Source organism: Massilia frigida (assembly GCF_011682175.1).
GTDB lineage: Bacteria > Pseudomonadota > Gammaproteobacteria > Burkholderiales > Burkholderiaceae_D > Telluria_A > Telluria_A frigida.
On the sequence record NZ_WHJG01000001.1, the window covers coordinates 220,028 to 241,529 of the forward strand.

Consider the following 21,502-nt stretch of genomic DNA (forward strand, 5'->3'; position numbering starts at 1 on the left):
CCGGGGGCCGCCAGCGGGCGCCCTGGCGGGCGCCCGCGATCAGGCCATCCTTGTGTGCGCCACCTTGGTGCGCCGCCTTGGTGCGCCACCTTGGTGCGCCGCCTTGGCGCGCCGCCTTGGTGCGCCGCCTTGGCGCGCCGCCTTGGCGCGCCGCCTTGGCGCGCCGCCTAGAACTTGTAGGCGGCTCCTAACGTCCATAAATACACATGCGCGCGAGCCAGTGCGCCGAAACCGGCCCTGAGCACATCGACATCGCCGGTCAGCGACAGATGCTTATCGAGCGCATACGCGATCCCCAACCCGCCCGTCACGCCAGTCGATGCGCTTGAAGCGCCATCGAGCTTGCCCGACAGCCGCGCCATCCCTGCCCGCGCATGCACCGACAGCGCATCGGTCTCGCGCGAACTGATCCTGTACGACAGGCCCGCGCCACCGAACGAGGCCGCGCCGCGCTGCCGGCCGAGGTCCGCCTTGCCGCCCCGGTAAGCCACCAGTTCAACCGAACTGGTCAACTCTGAACCCTGCCACACGCTGAACGGGGCAAAGTTAAATCCCGCCAACAGCTTGCCGCTGCCATTGTCCCGTCCCTTGCACTGCTGTCCGCCGCCGCAATCGGCATTGAACTGCATCGGTCCGACTGCGCCGCCCGCGTAAATCGGACTGGTGTCGCCGTAACTGGCGCCGCTGGCGGCACCGCTGAACGCGGTCAGCAGGAGGGCGGCAAGCAGCGCGGTTGTCGGCATCGGTTCGCTTTCGGTCAAAGGCGTTTCTGGTATGGAGCTAGTGTCCTACTTTTTCTCAAAAAGTCCTATCTGCTTGTGCGAAGCACTGAAATTCGGTACATTGAGTATCGGATAACTGTACATTTCGCCTTAAAGGAATCGCATGAGCTCACCTGAGCTGGTCATACAAGTGCTGCGCGCGGAGTTGCGCGCGGCGGGCATCACCTACAAGGCGCTGGCCGGGCGCATCGGCATGAGCGAGTCGAGCGTCAAGCGCATGTTCGGCCAGAAGGATATGGCGTTGTCGCGCCTGGCGCAAATCTGCAAGGCGGCCGGGGTGCCGCTCGAAGACGTGCTGCGCCGCGCCGCCGATGCCCGTCCCCAGGCCGATACCCTGACCCCGACCCAGGAAAAGTCGCTGATGGCCAATCCGCGCCTGCTGCTGGTGGCCATCTGCTGCCTGGGCAACTGGACGCTCGACCAGATCGTCGAAACCTACAACGTCAGCGAACCGGAATGCATCGGCCTGATGGTCGAACTCGACCGCCTGGGCCTGATCGAACTCAAGCCCCTGAACCGCTACAGCATGCGCGTGTCGACCACCTTCCGCTGGCTGCCGGACGGGCCGGTGCAGCAGTACTTCCGCGAGCATGTGGTGGAGGATTACTTCCGCGGCCGCTTCGATGGCGCCGGCGAAACCTTGATGTGCCTGCCGGCGCGCCTGTCGCTCGGCAGTTCGCGCGAATTGCTGATGAAAATCCAGCAGCTGGCGGCCGAACTGGCACGCCTGCACCAGGCCGACCGCCGCCTGGCCAGCGAGGAACGCAACGGCGTCACCCTGCTGCTCGGCTTTCAATCGTGGGAGTCGAGCGCCTTTACCGCCCTGCGCCGCAGCTAGCGGCCGCGGGCGCCGGGCCGGCCTGGATCTACCAGATCGGCCCGAGGAACAGGTACAGGGTGCCGCTGCCGTGCAGGGTCTTGCCGGCCCCCATATACGCCGGCCCGAAGCGCGTATCGACCGACAGGAAGCCGCTCACGGCTTGCTTGAAGGGCGAGCCGCTCTGCGCCGCGTGTTCTTGCTGGCGGTCGAAGGCGCCGCCGGCTTCCAGCGAAAACCCGGCGCGCACGGTGCCGCCCAGGGTCACGGGCAAGGCGCCGATACGGCGCGCCATCACCAGCCGGGCGAAGGCGATGCGGCTGCCTTCCACCGATTCCGCCATCGAGCCGGACAGGCGTAAAAAACCGCCCAGGTTGAGCGGCGCGACGCCGCTGCTGGCGAGCGCGTATTCGCCGTACACGTGGCCAGCCCAGTCGCGCGTGCGGAAGGCGCTCATGCCCTGCAGGGAAAACTGCGCCATCGCGCCGGTGCCGTCGGCCCCGCTGCCCATGCCCGCCAGCTCGGCATCGAGCAGGTAGCCGCGGCTGGGAAAGCCGAGCGAGTCGAGCGTGTCGACCCGGTAGCGCATGAAATGATAGGTATTGGCCACGTGCTTGCCGCTCGCTTCCTCGGGGATCACGACGCGCGCGCCCAGGCTCTGGCGCACCACGCCGCCTTGCACATCGCCCCAGGTGCCCAGTTCGCGCCCCACCACGAAGCGCACCGAACGCTGCGAGAAGGCGTAGCGGCTGTCGCGCCGTCCCGCCTTGAACAGGTCGACCGAACTCGAACCGTACTCGGCCTGGGGCGCCACGTACCAGGGCGAACCGGCGCCGAGCGGCTGGTGGAATTGCACCCCGATGCCGCGCTCCTCGCCGATCTGGGCGCGGGTGCGCAATTCGCCGCCCCAGGGGTTCATCGACGAGCGGACGTGCATCACTTTCAGGGCGAAGCGGTTGGCGTCGTCGAAGTCGCTGCCCAGTTCCAGGCCCACGCGCAGGCGGCTGTTGGTCCAGGATGCTTCCGTGGCGCGGATCGCGACCGCGCGCTGGCCGCCCTCGTCCTCGATATCGGTTTCGACCCGTTCCAGGTCGCCGCGTCCGTACAGGCTGTTGGCGGCGCGCCGCACCTGCTCGCGCGTGAGCGTCTGTCCCTGCGCCAGGCCGGACTGCACCTGCAGGATTTTCGGGTTGATGCGCCCGCTGCTCTCGACCTTGACCTCGGCCAGCGGCAGCGCCGTGTCCGACAGCGGCGGCGTGGCCAGCCGGTTGTTTTCGAACAGCGCGTACTCGCTGGCCGGCAGCGCCAGCGCCGCCAGGCGCTGCGACAGTTCGCGCGTGGCCTGCTCGCCGCCCTTGATGGCGCTGTCGATATGGCGGAAATCCAGAAAGCTGATGCCGCTCAGTTCCGGCGAAATGAGCACGTCGCCGGGACCGAGTTCCCTGATCGAGCGCTGCACGTTCTGTTCGGTCAGGATATTGATCATCTGCTGCGCCACGCCGAGCGCGCTGCCGAGGTTTTTCTCGGGCGCCAGCGGGGTGCCGACGTTGACCGCGATGACGACGTCGGCGCCCATCTTGCGCGCCAGGTCGATCGGCAGGTTACGCACCAGGCCGCCGTCGACCACCAGGCGCTGGTTCACGCGCACCGGCGCGAACACGCCCGGCACCGCGAGCGAGGCGCGCATGGTCAGGAACAGCGGGGTGTCGACCAGGTCGACCAGGTCGCCGGTGACCAGGTCGGAGGCGACCGAGCGGAACGGCAGGCTGAGCTGATTGACCGGGCGGTCGCGCGTGCCGGCCGGCAGCAGGCGCGCCAGGGCAAGTTCGAGCGCGGCATTGCCGGCGGCCGCAGGCGGCAGCGACAAGCCGTCGCGGTGCAGGCCGAATTCGATGCGCGACGGCAGCAGCACGTCTTCTTCGCGGCGCCGGAATTCCAGGTCTTCGCGCGCCGGGCGGTCGGCCACCACCCGGTCCCAGTCGGTCAGGCGCGCCATCTGTTCCAGGTCGGACACCGAGGAGCCGGCCGCGTAGGCGCCGCCGATCACGCTGCCCATGCTGGTGCCGACCACGATATCGACCGGCACGCGCAGTTCGCGCAGCACGCGCAGCACGCCGATGTGGGCAAAGCCGCGCGCGCCGCCGCCCGAGAGCACCAGCGCCACGCGCGGACGGGCCGCGCCGGGCGCCGCCGCAAGCGCAGCAGGATCCTGGGCCAGCGCCGCGCCGGCCGGCCAAGCCAGGGCGCAGGCAGCGGCCAGGATGCGCAAACGCTTCATGCGCGGCTTATTGGGTCGGCAGCTGATTGCCGGGGCCGACCACGGTGCGGTTCGGCGCCGGCATCTGCGGCGATGGCGATGGCGGCGCCGATGGCGGTTCCGGCGACAGGCCGGGGGCCGGCATCGGTTCGGATGGCGGCGGCGCCGGCTGCTGGTTCTGGGCGCCGTTGTTGCTCTGTGGCATAGCTATCGGCGCTGCCATGTCGGGACCGGCCTTGGCGTCGGTGGCCAGTTCGATGCGTTTCTCGACGCCGCCCTCGGACAGGGTGATATAGCGCGGGTAGACCGCGGTGACGGTCACGCCCGGAGCGATTTCCTTGCCCACCTTGAGCGCGCGCGGCGGCTGGCCGTCCGACACCAGGATGGCGACGCTGTCGCGCCCGGCCGAGACCACGCCGGTCAGCTGGTAATTGCTGACCACCACGGTGGCGGCCTGGCCACCGAACAGGGTGGCGGCGGCGTCCGGCGCGGGCACCGGATCGGGCACGCTGGCCACGGCTACGATCGGGCGCTGATCGCCACGGATGAACTGCATGGCCCAGTAGGCGATCGAGGCCGACAGGAAGACCACGGCAATCAGGCTAACAACTATTGGCAAACGCTTCATTACATTCCTTTTTACCGCACCAGCTGATTGATTTCAATAATAGGCATCAGCACCGCGAGCACGATCAGCAGCACCACCACACCCATGGCCAGGATCAGCACCGGTTCGAGCAGGCCGGCGATGGTGAGCGTGCGCCGCTCCAGGTCCTGCTGCTGCGAATTGGCCGCCCGTTCCAGCATGGCGGGCAGTTCGCCGGTGATTTCGCCGGCGCGGATCATGTGGATCAGCATCGGCGGAAAGTGCTTCTGGGCCGACAGCGCGCGCGCCAGGCTGACACCTTCGCGCACGCTGGCGCTGGCCTGCTCGACCAGTTCCTTCATCGCCACGTTCGACAAGGTGTCGCGGCTGGTGTCGAGCGCGCGCAGGATCGGCACGCCCGAGCCGGTGGTGATGGCCAGGGTACTGGCGAAGCGCGCCGTGTTCAGGCTGCGCTCGAACTTGCCGTACACCGGGGCCGTCAGCAGCCAGGTGTGCCACTGGCGCTTGAGCACTGGATTGCGCAGCGCGCGCCGCCACAGCCAGAATGCGGCCACCAGCAGGATCCCGGCGACGATGCCCCAGGCCCGCACGAAATTCGACACGGCCAGCATCATGACGGTCAGCAGCGGCAGCTTTTGCTTGGTGTTGGCGAACACCGAGACGATCTGCGGCACCACGTAGGTGAGCAAGAAGATCACGATCGCGAACGCCACCACGGTCACGATGGCCGGGTAGGTAAACGCCAGGCGCACCTTCTGCACCAGCGCGTTGCGCCGTTCGATGTAGTCGGCCAGGCGCGAGAGCACGCGCGCCAGGTGGCCGATCTGCTCGCCCGAGGCGACCAGCGCCCGGTAGATGTCGGCAAAGTCGCGCGGATGGCGCGACAGGGCGTCGGAAAACGAGGCGCCGCCCATCACTTCCGAGCGGATCGAGGCCACCAGGTCGCGCACATACGGGCGCTCGGCCTGTTCCAGCAGCGCGGTAAACGCTTGTTCGAGCGGCAGGCCGGCTTCCAGCAGGCTGGCCAGCTGGCGCGTGAACAGCGCCAGTTCGACCTGCGACAGGCGCTCGCCGAAGCCGCGGCTTTTCTCGACCCCGGCGGCGTCGAGCTGGGCGGCGATGGCGTCGACCGTGAGCGGGGTCAGGCCCTGCAGGCGCAGGTCGGAACGGGCCGAACGGGCGCTGTCGGCGTTGACCACGCCCTTGCGGGTGGCGCCGTCGCCATCGACGGCTTCATAACGGAATGCGGGCATCGTGGTCGGCCTAGTCCTTGGTCACGCGCAGCAATTCAGCCTGCGTGGTGGTACCGTTATCGAGCCAGCGCTGGCCATCTTCGCGCATGGTTTTCATGCCGCTGGCCTGGGCCGCCGTGCGGATCTCGGCTTCCGAGGCGCGGTTGTGGATCTGGGCGCTGATCTTGTCGTTCGTTTCGAGCAGCTCGTACACGCCGACCCGGCCGTGGTAGCCGGTGTGGCCGCACTTGTCGCAGCCGACCGCTTTCCATTGCCCCGTGCGGCCCTGCGGCGTTTCGACTTCGTCGCGCACCTTGCAGTGCTCGCAGAGTTTGCGCACCAGGCGCTGCGCCATCACGCCCAGCAGCGAGGACGACAGCAGGAACGGTTCGATCCCCATGTCGAGCAGGCGCGTAACAGCGGCGGCGGCATCGTTGGTGTGCAGGGTGGCCAGCACCAGGTGGCCCGTGAGGGAGGCCTGGACCGCGATCTGCGCCGTTTCCAGGTCGCGGATCTCGCCGATCATGATTACGTCCGGATCCTGGCGCAGGATCGCGCGCAGGGCCTTGGAAAAGCTCATGTCGATGCGGGCGTTGACCTGGGTCTGGCCGACCCCGATCAGGTCGTACTCGATCGGGTCTTCCACGGTCAGGATATTGGTGGTCGACGCGTTCAGGCGGCTCAAGGCCGCGTACAGGGTGGTGGTCTTGCCGGAACCGGTCGGCCCGGTGACCAGCACGATGCCGTGCGGCTGGTTGATCAGTTCATCGAACTGCGGCAGCAGGGCGGCGTTCATGCCCAGCGACGACAGGTCGAGGCGGCCGGCTTCCTTGTCCAGCAGACGCAGCACGGCGCGCTCGCCGTGGCCGGTCGGCAGGGTCGAGACGCGCACGTCGACCGGTTTGCCGCCCACGCGCAGGGTGATGCGGCCATCCTGCGGCAAGCGCTTTTCGGCGATGTCGAGCTGGGCCATGATCTTGATACGCGAGATCAGCGAAGCGTGGATGGCCTTGCGCGGACGGACCACGTCGCGCAGGGAGCCGTCGATGCGAAAGCGCACCACGGACGTCTGCTCGAACGGCTCGATGTGGATGTCGGAAGCGCCTTCGCGCAGCGACTGGGTCAGCAGCGCATTGATCATGCGGATCACCGGCGCGTCGTCTGACGATTCGAGCAAGTCTTCGATGGCCGGTACGTCTTGCAGCAGCTTGGTCAGGTCGAGGTCGGCATCGAATTCGTCGGCCACCTGCGAGGCGTCGCCGCCGGCGCCGGCGTAGGCGCTGGCAATGGCCGCTTCCAGGTCGGCCCGGTCCATCGAACGCAGCGCGATGCGTCCGAAACGGCGCGACACTTCGGCGATCGCCGCCGGCGCGGTGGCGCCCGAGACCCACACTTCGATCGGGTGCTCGCCATTGTCGGGCGAGCGCGCCAGCACGCCAAAATCGCGCGCGAAAGCGTAAGGTAAAAGATTGCTCATCGGTCAGTCATCACTTGGTCGCCGGGACCGGCTTGGCCGGGCGGTACATATTCACGTCGGCCGGGTTGAGCGCGGCCGGTGCGGCCACCGGACGCTCGGTGCTGCTGCCCGGGGCCGGGGCTGGCGTGGCGGGCGCGGGAACCGGGCGCGGCGGCACTGGCGCCATCGCGCCACCGGCCGGCGGCTGGCCGTTGGTCAGCGACGGCAGCACCGGGGTGCCGTAGTCGGGCATGACGATGCTGTCCTTCGGTCCGCCCGTGGCCTGGCCGGCCGAGCGCATGAAGTCGTAGCGGTCGCTGGCGATGGCGTTGCTGTCTTCCTTGCTGCGCACGATCACCGGGCGCAGGAACACCATCAGGTTGGTCTTGCTGCGCTCACGCTTGCGGTACTTGAACAGATTGCCGAGCACGGGAATGTCGGCCAGGCCGCGCACCCGGTCTTCCCCGTCGCTGGTGTCGTCCGTGATCAGGCCGCCGAGCACGATGATCTGGCCATCGTCGGCGATCACATTATTTTCGATAATGCGCACGTTGGTGGTGACGCCCGCAGTCGAGGACGGTGCCGTCGTGTCCACGTTCGAGGTCTCGTGGTAGATCGACATCTTGATGGTGCCGCCCTCGGAAATCTGCGGACGCACCTTGAGGGTCAGGCCGACATCCTTGCGCTCGATGGTCTGGAACGGGTTGCCGCTGGCGCCGCCGGTATTGGTGGTGAAGCTGCCGGTGATGATCGGCACGTTCTTGCCCACCTTGATGGTCGACAGCTCATTGTCGAGCGTGAGCATGTTCGGGGTGGACAGGATATTGACGTTGCCCGTGTTTTGCATCGCATGCGCGATCGCACCGAGGCCAAGTTCGCCCGCGACCTGTTTGAACAGGCCGATGGTCAGCCCGGCGCCGGGCGTGGCGGCAACGCCCTTGCTGGCCAGCGCCAGCAGGTTGTTGCCCTGCGCCACGCCGACCGAATGCTGGATTGCGCCGACCCGGTAATTGCTGTTCTCCGTGCCCGTCAGGCCCAGCCATTGCACCCCGAATTCGGCCATGTTGGTGGCGTTCACTTCGACGATCAGCGATTCGATGTAGACCTGGGCGCGGCGCACGTCGAGCTGGTCGATGACGGCGCGCAGGTTGCGGTAGACCGCGTCCGGAGCGGTGATGATCAGGGTGTTGGTGGACGCGTCGGCCTGGATGAAGCCGGCCCCGCTGCCGCCACTGCCGCCACTGGTCTGGCTTTGCTGGGCCATGCTGTTGCCGGCGCCGCTGTTCTGGCTGTTGCTGTTCATATTGCTGTTGGAGGCACCGCCGCCGCTGGCCACGCTGCCGCCGCTGGTGCCCTGCTGCTGCTGGGGCAGGGCCGAGGAGTCGGACGAGACCACCGCGCGCAGGGTTTGCGCCAGCTTGGTGGCGTCGGCATTCTTCAGGTAGACCACGTGGACGTTGCCGGCCTGCGAGGTCGGCTGGTCCAGCTTGGAAATGAGCGACTTGGCCAGGTTGGCGCGCGCCGGCGATGGTGCGCGCAGCACCACCGCGTTGGTGCGCGGATCGGCCACCACCGAGATGCGGCCCGAATCGCCGCCGGCGCTCGGTTCCATCAGCTTGTTGACCATGGTTGCCAGGTCCGAGGCGATCGCGTGGCGCACGGGAATCACGTCGAGGTCGGCCGCCACCGGGGCGTCGAGCGCGGCGACGATCTTGGCCAGGCGGCGCAGGTTGTCGGCGTAATCGGTGATGACCAGGCTGTTATTGCCCGGATTGGCCATGATCGAATTGTTCGGCGAAATGAGCGGACGCAGCACCGCGGTCAGGTTGGCCGCCGATTCGTGGCTCAGATGGAAAATCTGGGTGGCGATCTGGTCGCCCTTGACGCCGGAGCCGCCCACCCCGACCTGGGTCGGCGACGATTGCAGTTTCGCTTCCGCTTCCGGCACCACCTTGGCAAAGCCATCGCCGGTGACGACCGCGTAGCCCTGCAGACGCAGCGCCGAGGTCAAGAGGCCAAAGGCCTGGGCCTTGGTGACCGGCTTTTCCGACGTCACGGTCAGGGTGCCCTTGACGCGCGGATCGATGATGAAGGTCATGCCGGTGTAATGGCCCACCGCCTTGATGACCGATTCGATGTCGGCGCCGACGAAATTGAGGGCGGCCGGAACGTCCTCGGCGGCCAGCGCGGGGCTTGGCGCCCCCGCGACCGAGCAGCACAGCAGGACGCCGGCGGCAATGCGGCGCAACGCCGGGGAAGGGAAAGTGCTCAGTGACTGTTTTTTCATCATTTAAACTCTAAGGCGATAGTTTTCTTGCCGTCAACCATTCGGCGCTGGCCCAATAAATTCAGGAGATTGCCCAGCGTTTCTTCATATCCATCGGCGGCCTGTGCCGTGCCGGAAAACTGGAAGCGGCCCTGGTTCAGGCTGCCCTTTCCCGCCAACAACAAGGCACCGCGTTCCGTCTTCAAATTCACGTTTGCCTGCTGGCCCTGCCAATCCATGGTCATCTTGTAGCTGCCCAGCACCTTGATCGGCGCCATGCGCGAGCCCATGTCATTCAATTCCAGGGTGGTCACCCCATCCACCGCCACCCCGCGTCCGGCCGGCGCGCGCGCCAGGCCCAGGGTGGTCCAGGACAGGCGCATGTCGCCCGAGAGCGCCAGCGTGTTGAGCGGCGCGCCCAGGCCGGCCAAGCCGCCCGCCGGCAGCAGCAGCGCGGACGGACTGACTTGCCACTGCGACCAGCTGCCCGTCAATGTGAGCGGCTGGGTCAGCGCCAGCGGATTGACCAGGGTCATGTCGACCTGGCCAAGCAGCGCCAGCGGCGACAAGGTCCAGGCGAAGCGCCCCGGCAGCAACGGCGTGACCGCCCCGCCCGGCCCGGGTGCGCCGCCGATAAAGGCCGAGCCGCGCCAAAGCGTACCCTGCGCATCCCCCAGAGTCAAACGCCCGCCGGTCTGGCGTTCGACCACGTCGCCCAGCCACGAAGCCGGCGCGAACGCCAGCACGGTGAGGGCCACGGCCAGCACGATTGCGCCCAACCATAGCACGGCGCGCATCATCGCGAACCCGCATCCGTGGTCTGGCGCAAGGTGAAGCTGGCATCGACCTGGCCGGCCGGGGTCGAGGCCGTGATGGCCGCTTCCAGCACGCCGATGCGGTTTTCCAGGCGCTGCGCTTCAAGCCAGGCGAACAGATTGGAAAAGGCCACCCCGCTCACTTGCACCTTGGCGTACTCGCCGGTCATGCTGAGCGACTCGGGCTTGATGCCGCGCGCCGTCAGGCTGGCCGAGAGCGTTTCGCGCGACATGGGCGTCACTTGCGGCGGCGTCTGGCCGGACAAGGCGGCGGCAGTCTTGGCCAGCGCTTCGAGCTGGGCCTTCTGTTGCTTGAGCTGCGGCAATTCAGCGCGCAGCAGGGCACTGCCTTCCAGCGCCGGCGCCAGGAACAGCCCGTACACCAGCATCAGCCCCGCCAGGGCGCCGCCGATACCGAGGAACTTGCGCTCCTGCTCGGTGCGCGCCATCCAGTACAGCCCCACCTGGTCCTTGAGCCGGCTCACGGCGGTGAAGGCGCTCATGGCTTGGCTCCCGCAGTGCGCAGCAGCAAGGTATTGGCTCCCAGGTCGCTGACGTCGAGCTTGTACTTGCCCAAGGCCGGCTTGAGCGTGGCGGCCAGGGCCGGATCGGCGCCTTCGGGCTTGAGCTTGATGGTGGTGCTGCGCTCGCGGAAGGTGAGCGAAGCGAGCTCGGGCGGCTTGCCGAGGGTGCGCACGGCGTCGCCCAGGGCCGCGGCCTGGAAGGTGAATTCGTCGGGGCCGACCTGGCCCGAGGCGCCCCTGGCCTGGGCGATTTTCTGCTGCATCTGGCGTTCGAGGTTGTTACTGATGACCGTCTCCTTCGGATAGGCGGCGCGGAAAATCTGCACCATGCCCTGGCGCGTGTTGTCGGCTTCGCGCTTGAGGCGCAGCCATTCGTAATTCAGGCCGGCCAGGTTGACCACCATGGCCAGCAGGGCCAGGCGCACCGGCCACTTCCAGCGCTGCCAGTCGCGCGCCTTGGCGCCGGCCGCGCCCAGGCCGGGAACCAGGTCGAGGCTGGTGCTTTTCGAGCCGGCGATCCAGTGGCTCCAGTGTTCGGCTTCGAGCGTGATGCCGGGCCCGGCCTCGGCGGCCAGGGCCTGGTACTCGCCCAGATGCTCTTGCGGCACGTACAGGGTCAGCGGGGTGTCGCCGGCCAGCGCGCGCACCGTTTGCAGGGCCATGGCCGGTTCGCCCGCCAGCGCCAGCCCCAGGCCGTGATACTGGCCGTGGCGGATGGTGATGCCGCCGCCATCGATGGCGGCGGCGGCGTGGCCCGGCTCCAGCGGCAGGCACAGCTGGGCGGGAAAGGCAGCCACCGCGCGCGCGCCCTGGGCCAGCACCGAGCGCACCAGCGCTTCGAGCCAGGCGCGCTGGGCCACGGCGATGGCGCGCAAGCCATCGGCGGCCGGGGCCGGGGCGGCCACCAGCACGCATTCCTCGGGGTCGCCCAGCACTTGTTCTTCGACCAGGTTGGGCAGCGCGGCGCGCAGGCGGGCCGCCGACAGCGGCGGCACCTTGACGTGCAGCAAGGTGACGTCGGCCGCAGCCAGCAGCAGTACCACGCGCCGGCTGGAGGCGATCAGCTCGCCCATGCCCTTGAGCACGCCATCGCCCTGCTGGATCAGCGCGCCACCGTCGGCGACCAGCGCGAAGCGGGCCAGGGCCCCTTCGCTGTCCGCCCTGGCCGGATGCCGGATATATAAAGTAGTCAAACCATCTCGCTTTCGTTCTTAATTTTGCCGTACCCAAACGGTCGTGGTCGTCACACGATCGTCCAGCCTGCGCTGGACCAGCGCTTCCGCGTCGAGCGCGGCCCGGTCCAGGCGTATCCGGCTCGTCACCAGGAAATATTCGCTTTTAAAACTATACGTATTCTTGATCGGATCCTTGCCGTACAACTGTTCCTTGAAGCGGGCATCGTCGAGAAAGTATGCCTGCTTGCGGCGCGTCACCAGGGCCGCCGCTTCCGACACCGAATACCCCGGCACGATGGCGGCCAGCACTTCGGCCGGCGCGGTGTTGGCGTTGACCTTGGTCTGTTCGGGCAGCACGATGGCGAACTCGCGCAGGCGGTTCACGGCCTGCAGGGTGTAGCCGGGAATGGCGAGCAAGTCGTCGAGCTGGGTCAGGCCGAGCGGCACATTGCCGGCCGATACGGGCACCGGCACGGCGTCGGGATCGGGCGGCGGCGGCGCCGGCTGGCTGGGATCGGGCGGCACCGGCACGGCCGGGGCGGCGCCCGAAGCCACCGCCAGCGCGGTGCGCTGGGCCAGGGCCGGGTCGAGCTGCAGGTTTTGCAGCAGGCGCTGGTACACCTGCACCTGGATCTTGTCGATCACCCTGCCGTTGGACAGATTCAACAGGTTGTAGCGTGCGGTGGCGTCCGAAATCTGGCCCGACAGGGTGGCGTCGAAGACTTCGCCCTCGACCCGCTCGCGCTCGATGTACTGGTCGAGGCGGGTTTCGGCCAGCGGCGTGTTCCATACCGCGTTCAGGGTGGTCAGGTTGCGGTTGTCGATGCCATCCTGGCGCAGCACCAGGCGCGCCCAGTCGAGCGCGCCGCGCAGGATCCACTTGGTTTGCAGGTGCAGGCGCTGGTTTTCCATCGAGCGCACCTGGACTTGCTGCTGCCAGAACAGGCTGGCGACGATGGTCACCGAGAGCATGGTCAGCAGCAGGGCCGTGATGATGGCCACGCCTTGCTGGCGGCGCGGATAAGGGGTGCGCATCACATGCCTCCCAGCAGGAAGGATTTGCTCATCACGGCGGCCACGTTATCCACCTGCAACTGCACCTGGAGCCCGCTCGGCGCCGCGTCGGGCGGGACCGGCTGCAACTGCTGTTGCTGCTGCGGCGGCTGTTGCTGCTTGAGCGACTGCGCCACCGGCTGGCTGTTCTGGCGCCAGCCATTGTTTTCCCAGCTCATGACTTGCATCGCGCTCACGCCCGACTGCAGGGTAACGGCGGGGCTGGTGTCGGCGTTGCTGATGGCGGCCTGCCACATCACGTCGAGCTGGACCAGGTCGCGCGTGCCGTTCGATTCGCGCCGCGTGAGCATGCGGTCGACGATGCGGTAGGCGACCACTTGCAGGCGCGCCGGTTCGTTTTCGGCGTACACATTGCGCACCAGGGTCAGCTTGTCGGGCGCGGAGAGCAGATAGGGACGGCCCAGCATCATGGCCGGATTGGCCAGGTGCTCGCAGTCGCTCTGCATCTGGGCAAAGGCGAGCTGCATGCCGCGCGCCGATTCGAGGCGCGCGGTGAGCGTTTCGCGCGCGCGCACGATGCTGTCCAGGCCGCGCCAGCCGAGCACCGCCACGATGGCCAGGATGCTGATCGCCACCAGCAGTTCAATCAGGGTGAATCCACGCTGTTGCCGCCGTTGCTCATGATGCCGCTGCCCGGTATGCCTCATTCGTTGAGCACCAGTTGGACCAGCTTGATGATGCGGCGCTCCGGATTGACGCTGTCGAACACGCTGACCTCGACCCGGCGCAGGCGCGGATTCGGGCTGGCCAGCACTTCTTCCTGGCACATCAGCTTCAGGTCGCCCTGCGGGCATTCGTAACTGTTCTTGCCGATGGCCGGATATTCCTTGGCCAGGCGGATCTGCACCAGCCGGTTTTCGGCCGACCAGGTGGCCATCATGGCGGCGCGCAGGCCGGCACTGTTGGAGGTCAGGCTGCCCACCGCGCGCAGCGAGGCGCCCAGCGCGGTGCCGATGATGACCAGCGCCACCAGCACTTCGAGCAGGGTAAAGCCGGACTGGCGGTTAGGGCGATGGCGCATGGTCTTGTTCTGCAAAATACGTCACTGGGTTACTCGACGACGAAGTGGCCGATACCGTCGGCCCGGATGGCGACCCGGTCGTCGCCGATGGCCAGGGTCAGCACGAAGGGCTTGTCGACCGGCTCGCGCCCGAAGGTAATGCGCACCGGACCGCCGCCCACCGATACCGGCGGGTCGAGCAGCAACTGCACCGGGGCGCCCTTGAAGGGACGCTCGCGCAGCAGGTCGTCGCGCGTGACCGGCTCCCAGACCGCTTCATTGCGCACCAGGAAGCGATAACGTTCGGTATCGGCCTCGAAGGCCACCAGCCGGTTGCGCACGATGGCTTCATCGCGCGCCAGCTGCAGCAGCAGGGCCAGGCGGCGCGCCTCGTCTTCGAGACTCTGGCGCGGGCTCGGCATGGCGTTGATCGAGACCAGGCCCAGCACGATGCCCATGATGACCATCACGACCATCACCTCGATCAGCGTGAAGCCCCGGCTGGCGCGCACTGCTTGCATGACCATCAAGACGCCTCGGTCCGGGCCTAGTTTTCCCAGGAACCGATATCGGCGTCGTCACCGGTACCGCCAGGCAAGCCGTCGGCGCCGAGCGAGAACACATCGATTTCACCCTGCACGCCAGGCGAGAGGAATTGATACGGGTTGCCCCATGGATCCTTCGGCAATTTCTCGATGTAGCCGCCGGTTTTCCAGCCGTTGGCGGTCGGGCCGTTGCTTGGCTTGACGACCAGCGCCTGCAAGCTTTGTTCGGTGGTCGGGTAGCGCTGGTTATCCAGCTTGTACAGCTTGAGGGCTTGCATCAGGTTGGCGATGTCGACCTTGGCGGCGGTGATGCGCGCCTGGACCGTACGGTTCATCAGCTTGGGCACGACCAGCGCGCCGAGGATGCCGATGATGACCACCACCACCATGATTTCGACAAGGGTAAAGCCGCGCGCGAAGCGCTGGCGCAGAGGACGGTGTGCAGCAAGTTTCATAGTCAGTCAGTAAATAAGTTCTACAATGAGTCGGAGTATAAGGCCAATAACGCCCGCCGTCGCTAACGAAGTGCGGGCTATTTTGCGTCATCTTCCTGTCATCTTGCGCAGGCGGGAATCTAAGTTGCCGGGGCGTTATTCAAGTTGCCCCGGCAAGGCCGCCGCGCGGTCCGCCAGCGGCGCTAACGACGGTGGAGGTGCGCCACCTGATTGTAAGCCAGGGTGGCGCCGCCTTCCACTGATGGACGAATCGACAGCGCCGGCTGGCGCAAACCCGGCGCCGATCAGTGGTGGTGCCTGGCGCTGCTGCCGCTCAGGCGATGCTGGGCGCCATCGTTGCCGCCCTCGGCCAGGTTGCTCGATACCGGGGCCAGGGTCTTGACCATCGGCGCATCCTTGACGAAAGGCACGATGCCGAGTGCCTGGTCGACTTCATGCGGATAGACCACGTAGCCGCGCGTGATGACCGCCGCCACCTTGCGGATGTCGCCGATCTGCTTGGTCGGGTCGCCATCGACCAGCACCAGGTCGGCCAGCTTGCCCTGGGTCACCGAACCGCGTTCGGCGCTGGTGCGGGTGTAGCGCGCGCCGTTGCGGGTGGCGACCTGGATCGCCTGGGCCGGGGTCAGGCCGGCCTTGACCAGCAGTTCGAGTTCGGCCTGCAAGGTGAAGCCGGCCATTTCATCGGTGCCGGCCACGATCGGCACGCCAGCCTTGTACAGGCGGCCGACGAAATCGATCATCTTGGCGTAGGATTTTTCGTAGCGTTTCTGGGCCGCTTCATCGGCGATCTTCATGGTACCGACGTAAAAGCCGCGCTTCACATCGGGCGGCATGTGGTCGGCCACGGCCACGAACGGCTCGTTCAGGTCGCCGTCGCGCTGCTTGAGGAAGGCGAAGGTGGCCAGGGTCGGATCGATCACGGTCTGCTGCGCTTTCAGGCGCGCGATGAATTGCTTGACCTTGGGCGAGTTGAAATCGAGGTCCACCACTTTTTCGGACGGCAAGATGAAGCGTTCCAGGGTGCGCGTTTCGGTTTCCGGCGTGGCCAGGAAGTTGAGCATGACCTGGTTGATGTGCTGGATTTCATCGTAGCCGGCGTCGAGCGCTTCGTGCGCGCGCAGGCCGACCGGAACGTGGCCCGACACGCGCAGGCCGCGCAGGTGGGCGTAGGCCACCGTGTCCTTGAGGATCGCCTTGGGGAAGGAGTTGTAGATTTTCAGCTGCGGATAGCCGTGCTCGGCGTACCAGTCGATGGCGTTTTTGGCAGCCGGCAAGTCCTTGACGACAAAGCCGCCGTTCGAGGAAAACGGGCTTTCGCCTTCCAGGAAGCCGGTCGGCACCACTTGCGGGGAGAGCAGGCGGCCATCGGCCACTTCGTCGAGGATTTGCTGCATCTGGGCGTTATCGTTGCCCATGTCGCGCACCGTGGTCACGCCCGCGGCCAGGTTCAGGCCGCCGTCCCAGCGGCCCACGTGGCCGTGCATGTCGAACAGGCCGGGCAGCATGATGCGTCCGGCGGCGTCGATTTCGTTGACGGCGCCGCGCACGGGCGAGCCGGCCGGCAAGATCGCGCTGATGCGACCGCGCAGCACGTAGACGTCGGACGGCGCGCCCACGGTGGCTTTTTCGCTGTCGAAGATGCGGGTGTTCTTGACCACCGTCAAACCGGTCAGCTTGTGCTGCAACTGGCTGGCGAGGTCGGTCAGCATTTTGCTTTCGGCCACTTTCTGGCGTTCGGCCAAGACCTTGGCGACACCGCTCCAGCCTTCTTCGGCGGCGGTCATGAAGCCGGGAATGACGACCGCGAACAGGCGCGGCCTGGCGTCGGTGGTGGCCCAGTAGAACTGGGGCGACATGCCCAGGCCGGTCTGGGCGAACAGTTGCACCTTGCGCGTCTTGCCATTGCTGGTGACATCGACTTCGTCGAGTTTGCGCTGGGTCAGGGTGCCGGAAGGCAGCAGCGGCAGGCTGCCGGTCGGGCTGGCGGCCAGGGCGGCGATGGCGATCGAGGCCATTTCGGCCGAGCCGTTCAGGGGCACGTACATGGCCGGGCCGGCGATCGATTTTTCACCTTTTTCGGAGGTCGATTTCCAGGTGGCCAGGTCGCCCTTGCGCTCGAAGCGGTCGTCCACCACCGCGCCGTAGGTCGAGTTGCCCTTGACCGTGTAGTCGGTCATGGTGCCATCGGGGCCCAGGCGGAACTGTTCGCTCAGCTCGGGGCCGCGGCCGTTGTCCTTGTAGATGAAGCGCACGCGGGTGAGGCCATCGTCGTCACGCTCGACGACCTGTTCCCCGATGCGCTTGCCGTTTTCGGCGTGCATCTCGTAGCGGATGGTCTGGGTGGCGGCGTGCGCCGACCAGCTCAGGGCGGCGGCGACAGCGAGGACGAGCGGACGTTTCATGTGATGCATCTCCCTGGACGGAACGTTAGTTATTATGTTTGGGACGCAAGAATAGCACGGGTACGTACGGTCTAGAGCAATGTCATAAAGACAAATGAATAAATGATTATTGGGGGAGGTTGTGGACGCAGTACGATGACCTCAAAACCGTCGTTCCTGGCACTGCCAAAAACGACTTCCCGCGCAGGCGGGAACGACGGAGCTGAGGATGCGGGCAACGGCGGAGGTGCGTCAGGCAGCCTCGCACCCGCACACCGGGCACCCCGCATTCCGCGCCACGCCGATACTGGTCCACTCCATGCCGCGTCCGTCAAGCAGCAGCAGGCGTCCGGCCAGCGATTGGCCGACCTGCATCACCAGCTTGAGCGCTTCTGCCGCCTGCATCGCGCCGATCACGCCCACCAGCGGCGCGAACACGCCCATGCTGCTGCAGGCGGCATCCTGGAAGCGCTGGTCTTGCGGAAACAGGCAGCTGTAGCACGGCGAATCGGCGCGGCGCGGGTCGAACACGCTGATTTGCCCGTCAAAACGGATCACCGCGCCCGATACCAGCGGCACCCGCTGCGCCACGCAGGCGCGGTTGACGGCGTGACGGGTAGCAAAATTGTCGCTGCAATCGAGCACCACCGACGCCTGCCCCACCAGCTCGGCCAAACGGGCATCGCCGGCCCGCTCGCGCAGCGCCACCACCTCGATGTCGGGATTGATCGCCAGCAGCGCAGCCCGTCCGGACTCGGCCTTGGGCTGGCCGATGCGCTCGCTGGTATGCAAAATCTGGCGCTGCAGGTTGGTCAGGTCGACCACATCGTCGTCGACCAGCACGATGCGCCCGATCCCGGCCGAGGCCAGGTACAGCGCCGCCGGCGAACCGAGCCCGCCGGCGCCGATGACGAGCGCGCTCGCCGCCAGCGCCCGCTGCTGGCCTTCGATGCCGATTTCGTCGAGCAGGATGTGGCGCGAATAGCGCAGCAGCTGGTCGTCGTTCATCGCGTGCCGGTTCCGCCGTGGCGCATTATTTCTTGACGCCTTTGTTCAGTTCCGGCGGTTTCACGTCCGGCACCGGCTTGACGGCGGCCTTGTCCTTCGACTTCTCGGCTTCCTTGTCGTGCACCGGCTCGACTTTCGACAGTTTGACCGGCAAGCCCTTGAAATGGTTCAGGGCCTGGGCCAGCTGGAAGTCATCCTTGCTGCCGAATTCGAGCGGCTTGCGGGTGCGCGCGAGCGCCTGGGCATGCTGGTCTTCTTCGAGTGCGTCGCGGCGCGCTTTGGCCGGGTCGATGCTGTCCTTGCCGCTGCCATCGGACAAGTGTTTTTCCAGGTCGGCTTCGCGCACGCGCAGGCTGTTCAAGCCATCGCCCTCGGCGGTTTCGTCGACCATCACGTCGGGCACGATGCCCTTGGCCTGGATCGAACGGCCGTTCGGGGTAAAGTAGCGCGCGGTGGTGAGCTTGACGGCGGTATCCTTGGTGAGCGGGCGCAGGGTTTGCACCGAGCCCTTGCCGAAGGTCTGGGTGCCCATGATGATGGCGCGCTTGTAATCCTGCAGGGCGCCGGCGACGATTTCAGAAGCCGAGGCCGAACCGGTGTTGACCAGCACGATCACCGGCACGTTCTTGAGCGCGGCCGGCAGCTTGGCCAGCGGATCGGCGCCGCTGCGGGCGGCGTAGAACTCGCGCCGGCCGTAGAACACTTCGTTCGAGTCGCGGCGCTGGCCGGCGGTCGAGACGATCGGTTTGTCATGCGGCAGGAACGCGGCCGACACGCCGATCGCGCCCGGCAGCAATCCGCCCGGATCGTTGCGCAAGTCCAGCACCAGGCCCTTGAGCTTGGGATCCTGGGCGTACAGGGCGTTGACCTTTTTCACCATGTCGTCCACGGTCTGTTCCTGGAACTGGCTGATGCGCAGCCAGCCGTAGCCCGGCTCGACCATCTTGGCCTTGACGCTCTGGACCCGGATTTCCTCGCGCACCAGCGGCACGATCCACGGCATGTCGTCGCCCTTGCGCGCGATGGTCAGCACCACCTTGCTTTTCGGCTCGCCGCGCATTTTCTTGATCGCTTCGTCCAGCGACATGCCCTTGATCGGGGTGCTGTCGATGCGGGTGATCAGGTCGCCCGCCTTGATACCGGCGCGAAATGCCGGCGAATCTTCGATCGGGGTGACGATCTTGACGTAGCCTTCTTCCATGGCCACTTCGATGCCAAGGCCGACGAAGCGGCCCTGCATGCTTTCCTGCATTTCACGCAAGGCTTTTTTATCGAGGTAGACCGAGTGCGGGTCGAGCGAGGCCACCATGCCGGTGATCGCTTCGGACAGCAGCTTGCGGTCTTCGACCGGCTCGACGTAATCGGTCTTGATCAGGCCGAAGACATCGGTGAGCTGGCGCAGCTCGTCGAGCGGCAGGGGCGCGCTGCCGGGTTTTTGCGCCATGGCGGAAAACTGGAAGGATGCGGCGACGCCGGCCACCATGCCAAAGCCGATCAGGCCGATACTTTTGACTTTCATTCTTACACCCATTCTGAATACCGTCGGAAGCAACAGCGAAGCGCATGCGCGCCGTTCGACCCGCATGACGTGTTGACCTAAAAGTTCACCCAGCCCGCCGGATCGACCGCCGCGCCCTTGTGCCTGATTTCAAAGTATAGCCCCGATTCTTCGTTGCCGCCGGTGTTTCCCGCGCTGGCGATGGGGTCGCCGCCCTTGACGGCGTCGCCCTCGCGTTTCAGCAAGGCCTGGTTGTTACCGTAGATGGAGAGGTATTCGCTGCCATGGTCGACCAGGATCAGGTTGCCGAAGCCGCGCATCCAGCGCGCGAACACCACCCGCCCGCCCGCCACGGCGCGCACTTCGCTGCCTTCGGCGGCCTTGATGAACATGCCTTTCCAGCTCGGTCCGCTGCCGCGCTTGGCGCCGAAACGGGCCGCCAGCTTGCCGGACACCGGCGTGCGCAGCTTGCCGCGCAGGCTGGCAAAAGCGCCTTCCGGCATGGCCGGAGCGAGCGCGATGTCGGGCTTGCGCGGCGCGGCCGGTTCCGCTTTCGGCTCGGGCGTCTGGGCGACAACGGGCGGCTCGTCATCATCGATCGGGTCCATCGGTACCGGGACCGGCACCGGTGGAATCTTGGCGCCGGTGCGCGGATCGAGCTTGGGCGGCTTTTTGGCCGCTTCGCGCGCCAGGCGTTCGCGCTCGCGTTCGCGTTCACGTTCGCGCTCGGCCTTGCGTTCGGCCTTTTTCGCCTCTGCCAGCAGACGGGCCTGTTCGGCGGCCTTGGCGCGCGCGGCGGCCAGCGCTTCCTGGCGGCGCTGCTCGGCGGCGGCCGCTTCGGCCTGTTCCTTGATCAGTTTGGAAAGCTTGTCGACCAGCCCGGCCATGCGCTGTTCGTCGCGCTCCAGGCCGCCGATTTCCTTGCGCTGTTCGGCCAGGCGGTTCGACAGGGTGCCGAGCAAGGCGGCGCGGCGCGCCTTTTCCTTTTCCAGCACGGCTTTCTGCTCGCGCTCTTCCTGGGCGATTTCATTGAGTTCCTCGCGCGCATTCTCGGCCTTGTCGCGGTTGCTGGCGACGGCGGCCAGGTTGCCGTGCAGCGAACCGAGCAGCTTGGCCTGGGCCTTGGAGACATAGGCCATCAATTGCAGGTCGCGGTTGATGCGGTTCGGATTGTCGCCCGAGAGCAGCAGCTTGATGCGGTCTTCATTGCCGGCCACGTATTGCTCGCGCAAGAGGCGCGCCAGTTGCTGTTTCTGGCTGGCGATGGTGTCGGCCAGTTGCTGTTGCGAGGCGGCCAGAGCGGCCACAGTGGCATTGGTCTCGCTCTGTTCGCCGGCGAGCTCGCGCAGCTGGCGGTTGGCGTTGGAAATGGCTTCCTCGGATTCGGCCAGGGTATCGGCCGCGTCCTCGCGTTCGCTTTCAGTCTTGCTGACTTCGCGCTTGAGTTCGGCCAGCTTTTGCTGGATGCCGGCGCGCGTCTTCTCCGCCAGCACTTTCTGCTTGCTGCGTTCGGTTTGGCGGGGAGCAGGCGCGGCGGCGGCACTGCCTGTCAACACGGCCAGGAGCGCGCACAACAGCGCCCCGGCCGCTAACTGCTTCACATGACG

At 66.7% G+C, this 21,502-nt stretch carries 19 protein-coding genes; 1 reads left to right on the forward strand and 18 read right to left on the reverse strand.

Translation table 11 applies throughout. The features are described from left to right. Positions 1 to 167 precede the first annotated feature (167 nt). A complete protein-coding gene (locus F2P44_RS00985; protein ID WP_167084188.1) occupies positions 168 to 743 on the reverse strand; it encodes an outer membrane beta-barrel protein in 576 nt (191 codons plus the stop codon). Between the two features lie 142 nt (positions 744 to 885). Here F2P44_RS00985 and F2P44_RS00990 point away from each other — a divergent pair, with 142 nt between their 5' ends. After that, complete coding sequence (locus tag F2P44_RS00990; RefSeq protein ID WP_167084190.1) at positions 886 to 1,620, forward strand: helix-turn-helix domain-containing protein; 735 nt, start codon at positions 886 to 888, stop codon at positions 1,618 to 1,620. Positions 1,621 to 1,648: 28 nt separating this feature from the next. Here F2P44_RS00990 and F2P44_RS00995 read toward each other — a convergent pair whose 3' ends face one another. From F2P44_RS00995 to F2P44_RS01075, 17 genes are all read right to left on the reverse strand, one after another. Beyond that, positions 1,649 to 3,877 carry a patatin-like phospholipase family protein gene (locus tag F2P44_RS00995; protein WP_167084193.1) on the reverse strand — a complete coding sequence of 743 codons (2,229 nt, stop codon included), beginning with the start codon at positions 3,875 to 3,877 and terminating at the stop codon, positions 1,649 to 1,651. Between the two features lie 7 nt (positions 3,878 to 3,884). Continuing rightward, the gene (locus F2P44_RS36050; protein WP_167084195.1) at positions 3,885 to 4,484 is read right to left on the reverse strand and encodes a type II secretion system protein N; all 600 of its coding nucleotides are present in this window, start codon (positions 4,482 to 4,484) and stop codon (positions 3,885 to 3,887) included. Positions 4,485 to 4,495: 11 nt separating this feature from the next. Beyond that, positions 4,496 to 5,716: a type II secretion system inner membrane protein GspF gene (gene gspF / locus F2P44_RS01005; RefSeq protein WP_167084197.1), complete on the reverse strand. Its 1,221-nt coding sequence runs from the start codon at positions 5,714 to 5,716 to the stop codon at positions 4,496 to 4,498. Positions 5,717 to 5,726: 10 nt separating this feature from the next. After that, positions 5,727 to 7,172 (reverse strand): type II secretion system ATPase GspE, encoded by a 1,446-nt coding sequence (gspE, locus tag F2P44_RS01010; protein WP_167084199.1) that lies wholly within the window; start codon positions 7,170 to 7,172, stop codon positions 5,727 to 5,729. Between the two features lie 10 nt (positions 7,173 to 7,182). Continuing rightward, positions 7,183 to 9,438: a type II secretion system secretin GspD gene (gene gspD, locus F2P44_RS01015; RefSeq protein ID WP_167084201.1), complete on the reverse strand. Its 2,256-nt coding sequence runs from the start codon at positions 9,436 to 9,438 to the stop codon at positions 7,183 to 7,185. Beyond that, on the reverse strand, positions 9,438 to 10,217 hold the full coding sequence (gene gspN, locus F2P44_RS01020; RefSeq protein ID WP_167084203.1) for a type II secretion system protein N: 780 nt from the start codon (positions 10,215 to 10,217) through the stop codon (positions 9,438 to 9,440). Before gspN ends, gspD begins: the two co-directional genes overlap by 1 nt. Continuing rightward, positions 10,214 to 10,735: a type II secretion system protein M gene (locus F2P44_RS01025; protein ID WP_167084205.1), complete on the reverse strand. Its 522-nt coding sequence runs from the start codon at positions 10,733 to 10,735 to the stop codon at positions 10,214 to 10,216. Before F2P44_RS01025 ends, gspN begins: the two co-directional genes overlap by 4 nt. Continuing rightward, positions 10,732 to 11,949 (reverse strand): type II secretion system protein GspL, encoded by a 1,218-nt coding sequence (gene gspL, locus F2P44_RS01030; protein WP_167084207.1) that lies wholly within the window; start codon positions 11,947 to 11,949, stop codon positions 10,732 to 10,734. Before gspL ends, F2P44_RS01025 begins: the two co-directional genes overlap by 4 nt. 18 nt (positions 11,950 to 11,967) lie before the next feature. Further along, positions 11,968 to 12,966, reverse strand: coding sequence for a type II secretion system minor pseudopilin GspK (gene gspK / locus F2P44_RS01035; RefSeq protein ID WP_167084209.1), 999 nt, complete (start codon positions 12,964 to 12,966; stop codon positions 11,968 to 11,970). After that, complete coding sequence (locus tag F2P44_RS01040; protein WP_167084211.1) at positions 12,966 to 13,652, reverse strand: PulJ/GspJ family protein; 687 nt, start codon at positions 13,650 to 13,652, stop codon at positions 12,966 to 12,968. The genes gspK and F2P44_RS01040 overlap by 1 nt, the downstream gene beginning before the upstream one ends. Next, positions 13,649 to 14,026, reverse strand: coding sequence for a type II secretion system minor pseudopilin GspI (gene gspI, locus F2P44_RS01045; RefSeq protein WP_167084213.1), 378 nt, complete (start codon positions 14,024 to 14,026; stop codon positions 13,649 to 13,651). The genes F2P44_RS01040 and gspI overlap by 4 nt, the downstream gene beginning before the upstream one ends. 29 nt (positions 14,027 to 14,055) lie before the next feature. Then, complete coding sequence (locus F2P44_RS01050) at positions 14,056 to 14,526, reverse strand: GspH/FimT family pseudopilin (RefSeq protein ID WP_167084643.1); 471 nt, start codon at positions 14,524 to 14,526, stop codon at positions 14,056 to 14,058. A 26-nt stretch (positions 14,527 to 14,552) separates the two neighbouring features. Further along, the gene (gspG, locus tag F2P44_RS01055; protein WP_054265680.1) at positions 14,553 to 15,005 is read right to left on the reverse strand and encodes a type II secretion system major pseudopilin GspG; all 453 of its coding nucleotides are present in this window, start codon (positions 15,003 to 15,005) and stop codon (positions 14,553 to 14,555) included. Positions 15,006 to 15,289: 284 nt separating this feature from the next. Next, positions 15,290 to 17,410, reverse strand: a complete 2,121-nt coding sequence (locus tag F2P44_RS01060; protein ID WP_167084215.1) for an amidohydrolase family protein — start codon at positions 17,408 to 17,410, stop codon at positions 15,290 to 15,292. 231 nt (positions 17,411 to 17,641) lie between these two features. After that, positions 17,642 to 18,397 carry a HesA/MoeB/ThiF family protein gene (locus F2P44_RS01065; protein ID WP_167084217.1) on the reverse strand — a complete coding sequence of 252 codons (756 nt, stop codon included), beginning with the start codon at positions 18,395 to 18,397 and terminating at the stop codon, positions 17,642 to 17,644. 25 nt (positions 18,398 to 18,422) lie between these two features. After that, positions 18,423 to 19,916, reverse strand: coding sequence for a S41 family peptidase (locus F2P44_RS01070; RefSeq protein ID WP_370662616.1), 1,494 nt, complete (start codon positions 19,914 to 19,916; stop codon positions 18,423 to 18,425). 77 nt (positions 19,917 to 19,993) lie between these two features. Next, on the reverse strand, positions 19,994 to 21,496 hold the full coding sequence (locus F2P44_RS01075) for a murein hydrolase activator EnvC family protein (RefSeq protein WP_370662617.1): 1,503 nt from the start codon (positions 21,494 to 21,496) through the stop codon (positions 19,994 to 19,996). Between the last annotated feature and the right edge of the window lie 6 nt (positions 21,497 to 21,502).